At 59.9% G+C, this 15,918-nt stretch carries 14 protein-coding genes; 11 read left to right on the plus strand and 3 right to left on the minus strand.

Features of this window, described 5'->3' with window-relative positions; translation table 11 throughout:
- Nucleotides 1-39: 39 nt before the first annotated feature.
- Nucleotides 40-1,101: a non-homologous end-joining DNA ligase gene (ligD, locus tag FS819_RS27580; protein WP_156550888.1), complete on the minus strand. Its 1,062-nt coding sequence runs from the start codon at nucleotides 1,099-1,101 to the stop codon at nucleotides 40-42.
- A gap of 282 nt (nucleotides 1,102-1,383) precedes the next feature.
- Between ligD and FS819_RS27585 the strand changes: the two genes are divergently transcribed.
- The 9 genes from FS819_RS27585 (at nucleotide 1,384) to FS819_RS27625 (ending at nucleotide 13,476) form a co-directional block, all read left to right on the plus strand.
- The gene (locus FS819_RS27585) at nucleotides 1,384-2,136 is read left to right on the plus strand and encodes an ImuA family protein (protein WP_156550889.1); all 753 of its coding nucleotides are present in this window, start codon (nucleotides 1,384-1,386) and stop codon (nucleotides 2,134-2,136) included.
- Nucleotides 2,057-3,568 (plus strand): Y-family DNA polymerase, encoded by a 1,512-nt coding sequence (locus FS819_RS27590; RefSeq protein ID WP_197434217.1) that lies wholly within the window; start codon nucleotides 2,057-2,059, stop codon nucleotides 3,566-3,568. The genes FS819_RS27585 and FS819_RS27590 overlap by 80 nt, the downstream gene beginning before the upstream one ends.
- Nucleotides 3,565-6,828 (plus strand): error-prone DNA polymerase, encoded by a 3,264-nt coding sequence (locus tag FS819_RS27595; protein WP_156550890.1) that lies wholly within the window; start codon nucleotides 3,565-3,567, stop codon nucleotides 6,826-6,828. The genes FS819_RS27590 and FS819_RS27595 overlap by 4 nt, the downstream gene beginning before the upstream one ends.
- Nucleotides 6,829-7,062: 234 nt before the next feature.
- Entirely contained in the window at nucleotides 7,063-8,181 is a 1,119-nt protein-coding gene (locus FS819_RS27600) for a hypothetical protein (RefSeq protein ID WP_156550891.1), read from the plus strand.
- Nucleotides 8,182-8,881: 700 nt separating this feature from the next.
- Nucleotides 8,882-10,126 (plus strand): tyrosine-type recombinase/integrase, encoded by a 1,245-nt coding sequence (locus FS819_RS27605; RefSeq protein WP_156550892.1) that lies wholly within the window; start codon nucleotides 8,882-8,884, stop codon nucleotides 10,124-10,126.
- Entirely contained in the window at nucleotides 10,126-11,073 is a 948-nt protein-coding gene (locus FS819_RS27610) for a tyrosine-type recombinase/integrase (RefSeq protein ID WP_156550893.1), read from the plus strand. The genes FS819_RS27605 and FS819_RS27610 overlap by 1 nt, the downstream gene beginning before the upstream one ends.
- A complete protein-coding gene (locus FS819_RS27615) occupies nucleotides 11,070-12,065 on the plus strand; it encodes a tyrosine-type recombinase/integrase (RefSeq protein ID WP_156550894.1) in 996 nt (331 codons plus the stop codon). Before FS819_RS27610 ends, FS819_RS27615 begins: the two co-directional genes overlap by 4 nt.
- A gap of 70 nt (nucleotides 12,066-12,135) precedes the next feature.
- Nucleotides 12,136-12,336 carry a hypothetical protein gene (locus tag FS819_RS27620; protein ID WP_234624938.1) on the plus strand — a complete coding sequence of 67 codons (201 nt, stop codon included), beginning with the start codon at nucleotides 12,136-12,138 and terminating at the stop codon, nucleotides 12,334-12,336.
- A gap of 216 nt (nucleotides 12,337-12,552) precedes the next feature.
- On the plus strand, nucleotides 12,553-13,476 hold the full coding sequence (locus FS819_RS27625; RefSeq protein WP_234624939.1) for a DUF3991 and toprim domain-containing protein: 924 nt from the start codon (nucleotides 12,553-12,555) through the stop codon (nucleotides 13,474-13,476).
- Here the strand turns inward: FS819_RS27625 and FS819_RS27630 are convergent.
- Both FS819_RS27630 and FS819_RS27635 read right to left on the minus strand, forming a co-directional pair.
- Nucleotides 13,437-14,033: a mobile mystery protein B gene (locus FS819_RS27630; RefSeq protein WP_156550897.1), complete on the minus strand. Its 597-nt coding sequence runs from the start codon at nucleotides 14,031-14,033 to the stop codon at nucleotides 13,437-13,439. The genes FS819_RS27625 and FS819_RS27630 overlap by 40 nt on opposite strands.
- On the minus strand, nucleotides 14,030-14,491 hold the full coding sequence (locus tag FS819_RS27635; RefSeq protein ID WP_153517012.1) for a mobile mystery protein A: 462 nt from the start codon (nucleotides 14,489-14,491) through the stop codon (nucleotides 14,030-14,032). Before FS819_RS27635 ends, FS819_RS27630 begins: the two co-directional genes overlap by 4 nt.
- Before the next feature lie 388 nt (nucleotides 14,492-14,879).
- Here FS819_RS27635 and FS819_RS27640 point away from each other — a divergent pair, with 388 nt between their 5' ends.
- Both FS819_RS27640 and FS819_RS27645 read left to right on the plus strand, forming a co-directional pair.
- Nucleotides 14,880-15,482 carry a DUF1419 domain-containing protein gene (locus FS819_RS27640; RefSeq protein WP_156550898.1) on the plus strand — a complete coding sequence of 201 codons (603 nt, stop codon included), beginning with the start codon at nucleotides 14,880-14,882 and terminating at the stop codon, nucleotides 15,480-15,482.
- Nucleotides 15,483-15,493: 11 nt separating this feature from the next.
- Entirely contained in the window at nucleotides 15,494-15,895 is a 402-nt protein-coding gene (locus FS819_RS27645; protein WP_156538730.1) for a DUF3085 domain-containing protein, read from the plus strand.
- The last annotated feature ends 23 nt before the right edge of the window (nucleotides 15,896-15,918 follow it).

Raw genomic sequence — 15,918 nt, forward strand, 5'->3', positions numbered from 1 at the left:
GACCAAATACGGCTACTCTAGCGCATGTCGCTTGTTTCGCTAGTCGAGCTGGTAAACGTCGGCATTGTCTTGCCGTTCCCGCAGGCCCTTGTACGACGGATGACGGAGTTTCCCGTCCGATGTCCAGGCGCGAAACTCGATCTCGGCGATCAGGGTAGGCTGGACCCAGACAATGTCGGCAGTTCCGGAATGGGGCAGGGGCGGCTGCTTTCGCTTCCATCGCAGCGTGTCCAGTATCTTCCGCAACCGGATGATCTCGGCTCCCTTGAAGCCCGTGCCGACGCTTCCGACGTGGACGAGATCGCCATCGCGGTAGGCGGCAAGCGCTAACGAGCCGAAGCCGGCTAGGTACGATGCGGACCTCTCATAGCCGACGATGAAGAAAGCCTCGCTCTGGATGCATTTGACTTTTACCCAATCCCCGGTCCGGCCCGAACGATAGGGCTGATCGAGGCGCTTGCCGACGATGCCTTCCAGGCCGAGGCGGCAGACATGCTCAAGCAGGACAGCTGGCTCGGCATCGAGTGTTTCTGATATCCGAATGGCGCTGGCTTCATTCGTTGGGCCGTTTATCGTGTCCTCGAGAAGGTGTCGGCGCGAACGGTATTCAACACCGCGCAGATCGTGCCCATCCAGATAAACAAGATCGAAAGCGTAAAGAACGGCGTGGGAGGCGCGCCTGCCAGCTTGTTTGCCGGATGCACCCAGCGATTGCTGCAGCAGCCCGAAATCCGGCCGCCCCTCATCGTCGAGCACGACGGCTTCCCCATCGATGATCATCGTCGCCGGCCCCAGCGCTCGGGCGGCCTGCTCTATGGCCGGAAACCGATGTGTCCAGTCGTGGCCGCCGCGGGTAAGGATCCGGATCCGCTGGGGCTCGATATGGACCGCAAGGCGATAGCCATCCCATTTCAGCTCCCAACTCCATTCGTTTCCGGTGGGAGGCTTAGCCTTCAATAGGGCCAGCGCCGGCTCGACGCGATCAGGTATGGGATCGAAGAGGAGCTGTGGTTGAGCTGGATTACGCTTCCTGCGCGGCTTTGAGCGGATCGGCGGCTCGGTGTCGCGAAGGAGGGGTTTTGATCTCGGAGGCCTCGTCATCCGGCCAGTTCATCAGAAAAACCTTAATAATACTGTGACTATCCCTATATTGTCCCCGCTATTCACCGATCAGGACATAAGACTGTAGAAGCCAGCGAAATTTCTTGGTCGCAGCTATTCACCTGATTCTCATGAAGAATCTCGAACTTCTAATGTTCGGAACAATACTCGTACGTTTTTGCCGCCTTGACTCCTTTCTCATATGGGAACAAAAACAGAACATTGACATTTGCACGACATGAAGTCGCCCTGCCAACACGACCTTGAAGGGAGCCGTGAACAATGACTGCTGCCCGCGAAAGGGTAATCTGCGATCTGCGGGAGCGTATTGCATCGCTCGAAACCAGCACGGCGAAAAAAGCCGGTTGGTTGCCATTTGGCGTGCCGGATATGGATGCGGTTCTGCCTGGCGGCGGCCTTGCTCATGGCGCGCTTCACGAATTTGCCGGTGGTGGATCGGGCACCGTCGATGGTGCGGCCGCTGCTCTTTTTGCAGCCGGCATAGCGGCACGGACGAAGGGGCCGATCGTGTGGTGTCTGACGCGACCAGATCTGTTTTTCCCCGCGCTTGCGCAGGTCGGACTGCATCACGACCGGATAATCTTCGTCGAGTCCGACAAGGAGGAAGACGTGCTCGCCAATATGGAGGAGGGGCTGTCCTTTGGTGGGCTCGGCGCCGTCGTCGGTGAACTCGTTCGCCTGCCGATGGTCAGCTCGCGCCGCCTGCAGCTGGCGGCCGAGCGCACGGGGACAATGGCATTGGCTGTGCGTCGTTGGAGGCGGCAGACAGAGGCCAATGATTTCGGGCAGCCGACGGCGTCGACCACGCGGTGGCGGGTGAGCGTCATGCCATCGGAGGATTTGCCAGTGCCGGGTGTGGGGAGGGCCCAATGGTTGCTGGAATTGATGCGCGTGAAAGCGGGTGAATGTGCTGAGTTTCTCGTGAGGGCGTGCGATGACAAGGGTTGTCTCGATCTATCTTCCGGATCTGCCGACGGATCGCATTCGTCGCGCCGATCCGTCTATTCCGCCTGAACAGGCGATCGCTGTGATTGCCAGGAGCGGCTCGAAACGCTGGGTATCGGCGGCCGACGCAGCCGCCAGACAAGCCGGCGTTCATGTGGGCATGCCGGCTGCGAAAGCACAGGCGCTGTTTCGCGGCCTGATGCTGGTCGATGCGGATCCTGTAAAGGATGCCGCAGCACTCGAACGCATTACCCTTTGGGCGCTGACGCTCTATTCGCCGATCGTCGCGGTCGATGGGATCGACGGGATCGTCATGGACACAGAGGGTGCCGATCACCTGCAGGGCGGAGAGCTGGCGATGGTGACGAAGATCGCCAATCAATTCCTGGCAAAGAAACTCACTCCCCGGGTCGCGATCGCCGACACCTGGGGTGCAGCACACGCCTGCGCCCGTGCCATCAGCCGCGAAACGGTCATCGTGCCTTCAGGTGAGACCGTCCGCGCCGTCGAGAAGCTGCCGATATCGTTGCTGCGCCTTCCCGGGAAAGTCGTCAGCGATCTGCGCACGCTTGGCTTCCGGACCGTCGGCGAATTGGCCAACACGCCGCGCGCGCCGCTGACCCTTCGTTTCGGCCCGGAGATTGGCCGGCGGCTGGACCAGATGTTTGGCCGCGCCTGCGAACCGATCGATCCGATCCGCACCGCCGAGCTCGTCGAGATGAGCCGCGCCTTCGCCGAACCGATCGGTGCTGCCGAAACCATCAACAAATATGTCGGCCGGCTGGTCGTGCAACTGATCGAGGAGCTGCAAAGGCGCAGCCTTGGTGTCCGGCGCGCCGACCTGATCGTCGACAAGGTCGATGGCACACGGCAGGCGATCCGCGCTGGCACCGTGAAGCCGGTGCGCGACGTCGCCTGGCTGACGAAGCTGTTTCGCGACCGGACGGAGAAGATCGAGCCGGGCTTCGGGATCGAAAAGCTCACTCTGGTCGCGGTGATGGCTGAGCCCCTGGAGGAGCGCCAGAAATCCTCCTCGCTGGTCGAGGAGGAAGTGAAGGACGTGACGCCGCTGATCGATATCTACGGCAACCGCGGGCAGCGCGTCTATCGGGTGGCACCGGTTGCCACCGATGTTCCAGAGCGCTCCGTCCAGCGCATCAGTCCTGCTGCCGATCCGGTCGAGGTTACCTGGGTTAGCCATTGGCGCCGGCCGGTCCGGCTGCTGGCCCGTCCGGAGCTGATCGAGGCAATCGCCTTGCTACCGGACCGCCCGCCGGTTTCGATCACCTGGCGCGGCAAGCGGCGGAAGGTCAAGCGGGCCGATGGGCCCGAGCGGATCTTTGGCGAGTGGTGGCAGCGCGACGCGGAGATGGAGGCGGTGCGGGACTATTTCGTCATCGAAGACGAGGCCGGCGAGCGTCTCTGGGTGTTTCGCTCCGGTGATGGCATCGATCCTGAAACCGGAAGTCACCGCTGGTTCGTGCACGGGATCTTCGCATGAGCTATGCCGAGCTGCAGGTCACGACCCATTTTTCCTTCCTGCGCGGCGCAAGCTCGGCGCAGGAACTGTTCGAGACCGCCAAGGCTCTTGGCATCGAAGCCCTCGGAGTTGTCGACCGCAATTCGCTTGCCGGAATCGTCCGGGCGCTTGAGGCGGCGCGCGCCACGGGATTACGCCTCGTTATCGGTTGCCGGCTCGATCTGGCCGACGGCATGTCGGTGCTGGCCTACCCGACCGACCGGGCTGCCTATTCCCGGCTGACCCGCCTCATCACGCTTGGCAAGTCGCGCGGCGGCAAGAACAACTGTATCCTCCACTGGGACGACGTCGTCGCATACAATGACGGCATGATCGGCGTTCTTGTGCCGGACCTGCCGGATGACACCTGCGGGATCCAGCTGCGCAAGATGGCCGAGGTGTTTGGTGATCGCGCCTATGTGTCGCTTTGTCTGCGCCGTCGGCAGAACGACCAGCTGCGCCTGCATGAGATTTCCAATCTCGCCACGCGGTTCAAGGTACGGACGGTCGTCACCAATGATGTCCTCTTCCATGAGCCAGGCCGCCGGCAGTTGCAGGACATCGTTACCTGCATTCGCACCCGCACGACGATCGACGAGGTCGGTTTCGAGCGCGAGCGCCACGCCGACCGCTATCTGAAGCCGCCGGAAGAAATGGAGCGGTTGTTTCCGCGGTACCGGCAAGCCCTCGCGCGGACGATGGAGATCGTCGGGCGATGCAAATTCTCGCTGGAGGAACTCACCTATCAATATCCCGAGGAGGCGATCGTGCCGGGCAAGGACGCCCAGGCATCGCTCGAACACTATGTCTGGGAATGCGTCCCCAACCGCTATCCCGAAGGTCTGCCACCTGAGGTTCTAAAGACCGTGCGGCACGAGCTCGATCTCATCCGCACCATGAAATACGCGCCCTATTTTCTGACCGTCTTCTCGATCGTGCGCTATGCGCGGTCTGAAGGTATCCTTTGCCAGGGCAGGGGCTCCGCCGCCAACAGTGCCGTCTGCTACATTCTCGGCATTACCAGCATCGATCCCTTGACCAACGATCTTTTGTTCGAGCGCTTCGTCAGCCAGGAGCGCGACGAGCCCCCGGATATCGATGTGGATTTCGAGCACGAGCGGCGCGAAGAGGTGATCCAGTGGATTTACCGCACCTACACCAGAGAAAAGGCAGCACTCTGCGCCACCGTGACCCGCTACCGCGCCCGCGGCGCGATCCGCGATGTCGGAAAGGTACTCGGCCTGCCGGAGGACGTGATCAAGGCGCTGTCGTCGGGCATGTGGGCTTGGTCGGAGGAGGTCTGCGACCGCAATGTCCGCGAACTCAATCTCAATCCAGACGACCGACGTCTCGTGCTGACTTTGAAGCTCGCACAGCAACTGATGGGCGCCCCGCGCCATCTCGGCCAACACCCCGGCGGTTTTGTCCTCACTCATGATCGGCTCGACGATCTCGTGCCGATCGAACCGGCGACGATGAAGGACCGCCAGATCATCGAATGGGACAAGGACGACGTCGAAGCGCTGAAATTCATGAAGGTGGACATCCTGGCGCTTGGAATGCTGACCTGCATGGCCAAGGCGTTCGATCTGATCCGCGAGCACAAGGACCGCGATCTTGATCTCTCGAAAATCGAGCAGGAGGATTCTGCGACCTATGCGATGATCCGCAAGGCCGATACGCTCGGCACGTTCCAGATAGAAAGCCGCGCGCAGATGGCGATGCTGCCGCGGTTGAAACCCCGGACCTTCTACGACCTTGTGGTACAAGTCGCAATTGTCCGGCCCGGTCCGATCCAGGGGGACATGGTGCATCCCTATCTGCGCCGGCGAGAAGGCAAGGAGGCAGTCGAATATCCGACGCCGGAGCTGGAAGCGGTGCTCGGCAAGACGCTCGGCGTGCCGCTGTTTCAGGAGTCGGCGATGCGGGTCGCGATGGTCTGCGCCGGCTTTACCGGTGGCGAAGCCGACCAGCTGCGCAAGTCGATGGCGACCTTCAAGTTCGCCGGCGGCGTCTCGCAGTTCAAGGACAAACTCGTGTCCGGCATGGTTAGGAACGGCTACGCGTCGGAATTCGCCGAAAAGACCTTCTCCCAGCTCGAAGGCTTTGGCTCCTATGGTTTTCCGGAGAGCCACGCGGCTTCGTTCGCGCTGATCGCCTATGCCTCGAGCTACATCAAATGCCATTATCCGGAAGCCTTTTGCGCGGCGCTCATCAATTCGCAGCCGATGGGTTTTTACGCGCCGGCGCAGATTGTCGGCGACGCGAGAGCCCACGGCGTCGAGGTGCGGCCGGTCTGCACCAATCGGTCCCGATGGGACTGCACGCTGGAGCGGATCGGCAATTCTGGGCGCGACGCCGTCCGGCTCGGTTTCCGGCAGGTGAAAGGACTGGCGGTCGCTGATGCGGCGCGCGTCGTCGCGGCACGCATGAACAATGCCTTTGTCTCGGTTGACGACATGTGGCGTCGATCCGGCGTGCCATCGGAGGCGCTTGTCCAGCTTGCCAAGGCCGATGCCTTTCTGCCGTCCCTGAAGCTTGAGCGCCGCGACGCGCTGTGGGCGATCAAGGCGCTGCGCGACCAACCCTTGCCACTATTTGCGGCCGCCGCCGAGCGGGAGATGGCTGCGATCGCCGAGCAGCAGGAGCCGGAGGTCGCGCTTCGGCAGATGACGGACGGGCATAACGTCATCGAGGATTACAGCCATACCGGACTGACATTGCGGCAGCATCCAATCGCCTTCCTGCGCAAGGATTTATCAGTGCGTAACATCATCACCTGTGCCGAGGCGATGAATTCGCGGGACGGGCGTTGGGTCTATACCGCCGGACTTGTCCTGGTGCGGCAAAAGCCCGGATCGGCCAAGGGCGTCATGTTCATCACCATTGAGGACGAGACCGGGCCGGCCAATCTCGTTGTCTGGCCGACGCTGTTTGAAAAACGCCGGCGGGTCGTGCTCGGATCCTCGATGATGGCCATCAATGGTCGGATCCAGCGGGAAGGGGAGGTCGTGCATCTTGTCGCCCAGCAGCTGTTCGACCTGTCAGGCGATCTGACCGGTCTGGCTGATCGCGATGAAGAGTTCAAGCTGCCGGCCGGCAGGGGTGATGAGTTCGCCCACGGATCGCCGGGAAGTTCGGATACGCGGGACAAGTCGAAGCCTGTTGTAGCCCCGCGCGACATTTTCACGCCCGATCTTCACATTGATACGCTGAAAATCAAAAGCCGGAACTTCCATTGATTTTCCCCATCCTGAGGCGCGGTGGCGCCCAGGGAGTTGTCAGTCCGCTCGCAGCAATTTTAAAGCAAAATAAAGCTTGAGCGCAATTTCCAGAACAAAATCGCTGTCTGAACCCGAGGTTAAGTCTAGAGCATCAGATTATTATACAGGAGAGGCCAGTGGAAGCTTGGTATCGACAAGAAGACCCAGATTTCGGGACCGAGAATTCACGCAGAGCATAAAACAGAGAACCTCATGATACGCGCTTTCAAATCGTCGTCGAACTCAACCGAAATTATCAACCTCGACAGGGATGCCATCCGAGAAAACCATCGGAATGGTCGACAAACCAATATTATGTTCGACACCAATATCCTGATTGCAATCGAAAGCGCCTATAAGACTGGTCAGCGACACCAGGAACTTAAGAATGCTGGTGTTCTGGAACTGGCGAGACTCATCGAGAAAACTTCCAGGTATGGCGTATTCATCTCGCCCGCAGCGGCTTACCAAGAACTGCCCCCAGCGCGTCGAGGCAACGTTGAAGCAGCGTTCGACAGGTTTCTTGCAGACTATCTGCCAAATTTCCGTGAGGACCCAAACTCGATAAAGGTTCCGTATGCTGGTGGAAAGATGGACCCTGAGCATTTTAGCGCGCTGTCGCTAGAGCGTCAGAAGGCAATCTCGTGCTCATATGCTTCGCTGCTCGCTATGAACGTCATACATCGATTAGAGGCGTTGAATGGCCTGGAAAAATTCGCCCTCTACATCGATTATTGCGCCGAGGTACTGGATCTCATCAGTCTCAAGGAACTGACGATCGCTCGATATGTCTTCGCCCCCGAAAATGGATTAACTGACCAACTCAGGACGCGGAAAGTAGCTATCACAAACAACTTCGTGAAACTGAAAAAGGGTGGCGGCAAAGGCTTGACACCCGTCAAAGTACTGGAGCGCATCGCTTTGAATGGAGCCAATGACCTGAAGCTGATTGCTGCTGCAGATATCGTGAACAATTCGCGCGAGCAGTTCAACTTCGGGATCATCGAGCATGATGTCTGGATAGCATCGAGCGACGATAAGCTCTACGAGTTTTGCTGCGCCTGCCCGGGCTACATGGGTCGGGAACGTGGCGGTCCCCTGGCTAGATATGTCGAGACACATACTGACATAAAGGGAACCCGCTACTGGCGGGATTCCATCGAAATACAGCAGCGCACACTTGAGGAGCGTTATTTCGCAGTAGATCGCGAAAGGGAAATGGACTCAATCGTGCAGTCAGCCTTTGATATCGAGGCTGACCTGCTGAACGGTAAAGCTGACGATTATTTCAGACTAAGGTCATGGCGATCTGCGCGAGTGATGCATGACTAATACGGGTCCTCGCCCCGGGCCTCTAGACGCAAGCGTTCGAACCCATGCTTTCGCTCCTGCCGCTTTAGCTGTTGAGGCAGTACGGCAATGTCCTCGCTTTTCATCACGCGTTCCAATTTCTTCCTCTGTCCTGGGACCAAGAACACCAGTGCGTGCGATGGCCCTGTTACCAACACCCCAACGCGCGCACGCTGTTCTCACCAGCTCAATCTTACCGCGCCTCTGAATTGATACCAAAACCGGCCTCTGAGGAGAGCAGATCTCGGCGAGATCCGCATTCGCTATAAGGTTTGCTCCCGCATGATCATTGTCGGTTGAACGAGGTCCATAGGAGACGTCCCATTCCGCTCTTGATGGATGGCTTCCTGGTCCGGCCCCGGATCTCCGACGATCAACCCGCTGCGGGGTCGGCTAGCAAGCTGCCGCCGCTCGGCTTCGCCCTCGCGGTGATCGCGACCGGTTCCGGACACTGACGGGAGCCATCGAGCGGGAATGGCCCGCTCCAAAGATGGAGCCTTCAGATGAACACCGATCTTTCCCTTAATGCCGCCATCGCGATTATGCCGCGCCGGGTGTGTCCTACCCCGGCGCGGCGATACTTTGCGACCCAATGGTCGGCATAATCTCGCCAGACCAGTTGCCAGCGTGAGGCTGGTGGACGCGGGTTAACTCTGCTCAATCCCGAGCGGAGAAAGAACCGATGTCCAACACCAATAGTAAATCTCCTGTTCCCGAAGACGAAGCTGTCTCCGGCCTGGTACGACGCTATGCCGATACGATGCGCGAGGAGCTGTTCAGCTGCACAACCATTGCGCGGCACGAACGATGCCTCAAAATGCTTTGCCGCTTACTGGACGCTGAATGCATCGCACTTAACGATCTTGATGTGAGGACCGCGCAAGAGCTGGTAAACCGATCTGCGGCCCTGAAACGCCTGCAGATCAGGCCTGCGTTCATAGCCGAACGCTTCGTGGCCTTCTTGGTTGAGCAAGGTCTTTCAAAGCCGCCCGTTGCTGCCCAGATGGATGATGCGCGAATTCGGCTACGGCACGATTTTGAATCGTATCTGCGACAAGAGCGTGGGTTGAGGGACGCGACGATCAATTCATCGTGGCGATGGGCTGTCCGTTTTCTAGACTTTCGCTTCGAAGCCCACGCGGGCGATCTGTCGGCGATAAAACCAGAGGACTTGGTCCAGTTCCTCCAACATCTCATCGCAAACCGCAGATCACCGCTGAGCGAATGCAGACCGCCATCTCATCTCAAGAACTTCTTTCGGTATTTATACCGGGCCGGCATGACGCAAACGGACATCGCGGCAGCGATCCCCAATATGCGGCGATCATTTGCTGGACGGCTTAGGCGGTACCTGTTGCCCGAACAGGTGGAACTGTTGTTGGCGGCAATCCGGGCCGGCTCGCCGCGAAAGGTCAGACGCAGGAACTATGCGATGATCTTGCTGCAGGCACGGCTGGGTCTGCGGGCGCCGGAGGTTCTCGCCATTCAGGTCGACGACATCGACTGGAGAAGGGGCGAGATTACTATTCGCGGAAAGGGCGGAATTCATGACCGTTTGCCACTGCCGCCAGACGTAGGTGAAGCACTGGTTGATTATCTACGCTTCGAGCGCCCTGCCGCATCGTTGCGGATCCTCTTCATCACGGCAAAAGCGCCCTATCGCTCCTTCCTGGGCCGAAATGTTCTGGTTAACATTTTGAGACGCGCCTTCGCGCTCACCGGGCTAACGCCGCCGGCTCCTTTTGTCGGCACCCATATGCTGCGACATAGCCTTGCGTCACATATGGCGCGGCAGGGCGCATCGCTTGGTGAGATCGGAGACCTTCTGCGCCACAGATCTCCGGCTTCGACGCTGATCTACGCCAAACTTGACATTGAGAGCCTGCGCTCGATCGCGCAGCCCTGGCCAGCGAGAGGAGACGTGTGATGACCGACCTCTCGTTTGAACTTGATCGTTATCTGACTATCCGCCGCAGCCTTGGTCACAAGTTGAAGGCGCCCGAAGGCATCCTGCGGCGGTTTGTCAGGTTCGCTGCAACCCAGGATGCTGATCGCATCACCCCGCAACTGTTCCTGCAATGGCATGGAACGTTCGGCGTCGCATCGCGTGAGACATGGGCACAACGGTACACAGCCGTCAGGCTGTTTGCATGCTGGATGCACGGACTTGATCCAACGCACGAGGTGCTACCCGCAAGGCTGATGCCCTATCGTCAACGGCGCAGCAGGCCATATATTTACAGCGAGGAACAAATCCGCAGCATTCTACGGGAAGCGGGCGCACTGCATTCAAGAAATGGCCTGCGCGCAGCCTCCTATTCCGTTCTTTTTGGATTGATCGCTGTCACCGGTTTGCGTGTTACCGAAGCCGTGTCGCTCAACGTAAATGAAGTCGATCTCGACGCCGGAATCATCACCGTTCTGCGCGGCAAGTTCGGCGGCGAACGTCTCGTTCCAATCGAGGAGACCACAAGGCAGCGGCTCGGTGAATACGCTGCGGTACGGGATAGGCTGTTTGGCCAGCAGTCAAAACGGTTCTTTCTGAACGACCAGGGTGGGCCCCTTACCAGCACGGGGGCACGCTACAACTTTGCAAATATCTGCCAGAAGATCGGATTGCGCGAACCGCAACGGCGCCATGGTTATGGGCGCGGGCCGCGCATCCATGACCTTCGTCACACCTTCGCAGTCCGCACTCTGATCGGGTGGTACAGAAGCGGCATGGATCCTGACCGGGAGATGATCAAGCTGACGACCTATCTCGGGCACACGGCGCCGGCGTGCACATATTGGTACATTGAAGCAGTGCCGGAACTACTCGAGTTGGCCAGCAAGCGTGCAGATGCTTGTGCAAGCGAGGATGACCCGTCATGACCGCTTCCACACTAGCGACATTGGTCCAGCACTTCTTCACAGCCCGCCTGTGTGCGCAAATGCAGGCAAGCCAGCATACGATCGCCAGCTACCGCGATACGTTCCGATTGCTGTTGCGGTACGCGAGCACCGAGCTTCATAAGCCGCCAACCGCGCTTGCCGTCGAAGACCTTGACGCCGATTTGATCGGGCGCTTCCTTCTCCACATTGAGACGGCCAGATCGAACGGTGCGAGAAGCCGCAACACGCGTCTGGCCGCGATCCGATCATTCTTCCGGCATGCGGCATTGCACGAACCGCCGCTCTTGCTCCACTGCCAGAAGATACTGGCGATGCCGAGCAAACGGTTCGACCGCCGCGCTGTCGCATTCCTCGACAATGCCGAAATGGAAGCTCTTTCATCCGCGCCGAACCGATCGACGTGGACGGGTCGACGCGACCACGCATTGCTTGTTCTGGTCCTGCAAACGGGTCTGAGGGCATCCGAGATCGTCGGGCTTAACGTGCGCGATATCGTGTTCGGCGTGGGTGCTCACGTCCGATGTATTGGCAAAGGGCGCAAGGAGCGCTGTACCCCACTGCGCCGTGCGACAATCAAGGTGCTGACCGTGTGGTTGAAGGAACGTGAGGGGAGTCCCGATCAACCCCTCTTTCCAACAATCAGTGGTCGCAGGCTCAGCCGAGATGCGCTTGAAAAACTCGTCAAGCGGCATGTGGGTTGTGCAAAACGCAGTTGTTCGACCCTCGCGAGCAAGCGGGTTACGCCCCATGTTCTGCGGCACAGCACAGCTATGGATTTGCTGCGGCATGGCGTCGATCAATCCGTCATCGCGCTATGGTTGGGTCACGAAGCCATCGCAACCACTCAGATCTACATCCATGCCGATATGCAGATGAAAGAACGAGCACTGGCGAAGTTGCCCGCGTCAAACATCAGATCTGGCCGATACCGGCCCGACGACCAACTTCTCGCTTTCCTCGAAGCCCTATGATTATGCCGACCATTGGGTCGCAAAGTATCGCCGCGCCGGGGCAGGACACACCCGGCGCGGCATAATCGCGATGGCGGCATTAAGGGAATTATGCCGATGTCGGCATAATTCCCTTGCGCAGAACCATGCCTTCCAGCTTTCCCGCACCCTGATGGTTCCGGTCACGCTCTTTAGGTCCGGTAACGAGTTCGGCGTTCTGCCGAGCGACGAACTCGACGACGAAGACGATCTGGAGATCGTGCATGAATACGTTCCGGGCGGGTCTCATTGAGACCCTTCTCGCCTTTTTGGTGCCGCTTGCGAGCCGCAGGCGGCAAGGGAAGCTTCGCCGCTGCTGGCACCCGGGCGGTGGCCCAAGGTGCAGATTGTCATCTTGCCAGCCGCGCCCTTGCCTCCTTTGCTCTTCGCGATGTCCGGAGCGGGCCCGCAAGGTGCGGGGAAAAGAAATAGAAGGAAAGGCGGACGCAAGGGTGCGTCGGGAATTCAAATGGAAAAGAAGGAACTGGAAGAACTGCGGGACCGCGTGCAATGCGCCGCGGTGCTGGAGCAGGCAGGGTTTGCCATCGACCTGAAGGAGAGCACCCGCAGGGCGGTCAAATTCCGCGGCGGCGGGGCCATAATCATCGTGATTCACGAGGGCAGGGGCTGGTTCGATCCGCTGTCCGATGCCAAGGGTGACGTGTTCGGTCTTGTCGAGCATCTCGACCGAGTGCCCTTTGTCGAAGCCCTCGACCATGTCGCATCGCTGGTCGGCTTCGTCCCGAAGGAGCCGGTCTGGACCCACGCTGCGCGCGCGATCGATCTGCCGGCCGGAGTTTCAGAACGATGGACGAAGCGCCGCAAGCCGTGGCCGGGTTCGATGACCTGGCGCTATCTCTGCGAAGAACGCTGCGTTCCTGAAGCAACCATCCGCGCAGCGATCCGGCATGATCTCGTGCGCCAAGGCCCGCGCGGCAGTATGTGGGCCGCGCACCGTGACAGCGAGGGCGCCGTCACCGGCTGGGAGGAACGCGGGCCGGAATGGCGCGGCTTTTCGACCGGGGGGGCGAAAGTCTTGTTCAGGTTCGGCGCGATCCATGCGCCGCGCCTTTGCGTGACGGAGGCTGCCATCGACGCAATGAGCCTTGCCGCGCTGGAGAGTAATCGGCGCGATAGCCTCTATGTCAGTACCGGCGGCGGCTGGGCCCCTGCCACCGATGCGGCGATCCGTTTATTGGCGGCGCGGAAGGGTGTGTCGGTGGTCGCCGCCACGGATAATAACGCGCAGGGCGATATCTATGCTGATCGATTGGAAGCAATTGCCCGGGACGCGAACTGCGCGTTTGAGCGCCATCGCCCCCACCACGAGGACTGGAACGAGGACCTTTGCGCTCAGCTGCGCGCAAATTCGAGGAGAGGCGCGATGTCGTGATTATCCGCCGCCTGCAGTGCCGCGACGTATCGCGTGCGCAGATCTCCCACGTCGCCCAGGCTTCCGCTACCCCAGCTGAAGGGCTCGGCGCCCAGTTTTTCCACGAGCAGATCGGCGGCAAGCCGAGCGTGACGTCCATTGCCGTTCGGAAACGGATGGATGGCGACCAGGCGATGGTGGAAACGTATTGCGATCTCGTCAGGCGCGAATGTCTCATGCTCGACCCAATAACGAACGTCATCGAGCAGCGCCGTGAGTTCGACCGGAATTCGGTAGGCCTGGATGCCGATATTGCGCTCCGTCGTTCGGAAGCTGCCTGCCCATTGCCAGACCTCGCCGAACATGCGTCGGTGCAATGTACGCATGAAGTTTTCTGTCAGCATCCTGTCGACCGGCATACGGCGTCGTCCGCGAGCCCAGGCTGCGCCCTCGACGATGTTTTCCTGTTCGGCCTCGTTGAGATCCTGCCTGTGGGTGATCCAGCTTTGAAGCAGGCCCTCGCGCTCCTGCGGCTCGAGTGGTGTTGCGTCCTCTGGTTCCTGGAAAAGGTCGGTCATTTTTCTGACCAGAGATCGCGCTCGGAAAGCTGGTCGCGAATATAGGTCTGGACGCGGGCCTCGAGATCGCCATCGTCCGTTCCCTGTGCCTCCAGACGCATCGTATGCGCGACCCGCTGGAGTTCGCGCATTGCGATCTTGCGTGCTCGCTCATCGACGGTGGCCTCGAGCGACGTATTCGGGACCAATGCGTAGACCAGCGTGCAGTCGAGCGCCTCTGCCGCACGCCGCAACGTACTGAGCTGGATCGTTCCGGACGCCTCTGACTTCTCGATCGCTTCGACGGTCTGCGGCCGAATTCCCATCCGCGAGCCGAGCTGCGACCCCGTCATGCCGAGCGCATCGCGCAACGCCCGGACCCATCCTTTCGGCGGTGCCCTGAAGCCTTCCGCCGGCTGCAGTCCGCGAAGACGCTCGTCAAGCCTCTTGCGTGCTCGTTTCCTTGCATCGTCCTTCATCGTTTATGTTTCCTCCGCCGCTGTCATCAGACAACAGGCTGATTGTTGCGTGCACATTATCAGGTTACACCCTGATCATCAATGCAAAATAATCAGTCCAAAGTATGATCAGACAAGAGTTCAAATCAGACTGTAAGCTGATTTCATCTGAATGAAATAGCAAGGAAGAGAAGGAAAGAGGGGAAGGGGAAGGGGAAGGGGAAGGGGAAGGCCGGCTGCCGCATGCCCGCCAGCCGCGTCAAGGGTAAAGCTTCGCCCGCTGCGCGGCCCTTGACCCGTCCGGACGGAGAGGCGGCGCCAAGGAGGGGTCAGGAAGGGCTGAAGAGGATGGCGACATCGCGAGGATGAGCCGCGTGTCTTTCCCGACGAGGCTGAAAGGAGCCCGCCCATGACCGTTTCTCCGATCCGAAAAGTCTTTGAAGGCATTGCCGATCGCCGGCAGATGTTCCGCTTGTTCGACCGCCACGCGCAACGCCCGAACCGTTGGGAGGGTGACGACAGCGCGCTCTATCGAGGCGAATGGTTTGAAGTCGCCCAGACGCAACACGATTACATGTTCGAGATCCTGCCGCCGCTGTTCATGCGGGGCGATATGTTCGCCATGCGCGAGTTCCTTACCGACAGCATCACCAGCATCTTTTTCACGCTGAAGATCGACGACCGAATGCGGTATTTCCATGCCTATTGCGACTTGTCCGACAATTGCTCGCCCGAGCGGATGCGCGCCGCAATCGTCAAGCGCGAAACCCGGCCCGTTCGGGCGATGACGCGCGAGGAACGCCTGGACCACATCTGGTCGAGCACCCATGATGACTATCGCGGCTATGCCGGCGAGCGCTGGCCGGAACACGACCACGGCAAGCGGACCGTGCTCTTCTACGGCGGACGCCAGGGTACCGTCCTGAAGCTGCTCGACGACCTCACGGATGCGGAGATCGCATCGAAGCTGCCGGTGCATCTGCGCTACCTCCCTGACGCGATAGCGGCGTAAGGGAGGCGGCGATGTTCACCTTTTCCGTGACGGACATCCACGTCGTCATGATGCGCGGACGCCTCGACGCGCACCTCAACGGCGGCTTCCGCAATCCCCACTACGGCATGTTTCCGGGCCGCGATGGGAAGGCCGGTCTTTGGCTTGTCGGGGACGAGGGCGTGTACCTCATGTCCAACGGCAAGCTCGCAGAGGGGCAACGTCCGTTTGTCGTCTATGCCGAAGAGTGTGATCCGAAGACCAACCCCGATTACTGGCATTACAAGCGCCACCATTTCGGCGGCGATGACGGAATCGAGTTTCTCGACGGTGCCATGCTCGTGAAGCTGATCGCGGCAAGCCCCGGCTGCACGCATCTGAAGATCGCGTTCCTGCAGGACTCGATGCAGCTTTTAGCGATCGAGCGAAATTAGCGATCCATCGACGGTCGCCATCT

This window comes from Allorhizobium sp. Av2 (assembly GCF_021462805.2).
GTDB lineage: Bacteria > Pseudomonadota > Alphaproteobacteria > Rhizobiales > Rhizobiaceae > Allorhizobium > Allorhizobium vitis_G.

Excerpts from the sequence above, each read along its gene's own strand:
- FS819_RS27595 (WP_156550890.1), top strand. The coding sequence starts at position 3,565 with ATGAGCTATGCCGAGCTGCAGGTCACGACCCATTTTTCCTTCCTGCGC.
- FS819_RS27610 (WP_156550893.1), top strand. The coding sequence starts at position 10,126 with ATGACCGACCTCTCGTTTGAACTTGATCGTTATCTGACTATCCGCCGC.
- FS819_RS27590 (WP_197434217.1), top strand. The coding sequence starts at position 2,057 with ATGACAAGGGTTGTCTCGATCTATCTTCCGGATCTGCCGACGGATCGC.
- FS819_RS27630 (WP_156550897.1), bottom strand. The coding sequence starts at position 14,033 with ATGACCGACCTTTTCCAGGAACCAGAGGACGCAACACCACTCGAGCCG.
- ligD (WP_156550888.1), bottom strand. The coding sequence starts at position 1,101 with ATGACGAGGCCTCCGAGATCAAAACCCCTCCTTCGCGACACCGAGCCG.
- FS819_RS27635 (WP_153517012.1), bottom strand. The coding sequence starts at position 14,491 with ATGAAGGACGATGCAAGGAAACGAGCACGCAAGAGGCTTGACGAGCGT.
- FS819_RS27625 (WP_234624939.1), top strand. The coding sequence starts at position 12,553 with ATGGAAAAGAAGGAACTGGAAGAACTGCGGGACCGCGTGCAATGCGCC.
- FS819_RS27605 (WP_156550892.1), top strand. The coding sequence starts at position 8,882 with ATGTCCAACACCAATAGTAAATCTCCTGTTCCCGAAGACGAAGCTGTC.
- FS819_RS27600 (WP_156550891.1), top strand. The coding sequence starts at position 7,063 with ATGATACGCGCTTTCAAATCGTCGTCGAACTCAACCGAAATTATCAAC.
- FS819_RS27620 (WP_234624938.1), top strand. The coding sequence starts at position 12,136 with ATGGCGGCATTAAGGGAATTATGCCGATGTCGGCATAATTCCCTTGCG.
- FS819_RS27585 (WP_156550889.1), top strand. The coding sequence starts at position 1,384 with ATGACTGCTGCCCGCGAAAGGGTAATCTGCGATCTGCGGGAGCGTATT.
- FS819_RS27615 (WP_156550894.1), top strand. The coding sequence starts at position 11,070 with ATGACCGCTTCCACACTAGCGACATTGGTCCAGCACTTCTTCACAGCC.
- FS819_RS27645 (WP_156538730.1), top strand. The coding sequence starts at position 15,494 with ATGTTCACCTTTTCCGTGACGGACATCCACGTCGTCATGATGCGCGGA.
- FS819_RS27640 (WP_156550898.1), top strand. The coding sequence starts at position 14,880 with ATGACCGTTTCTCCGATCCGAAAAGTCTTTGAAGGCATTGCCGATCGC.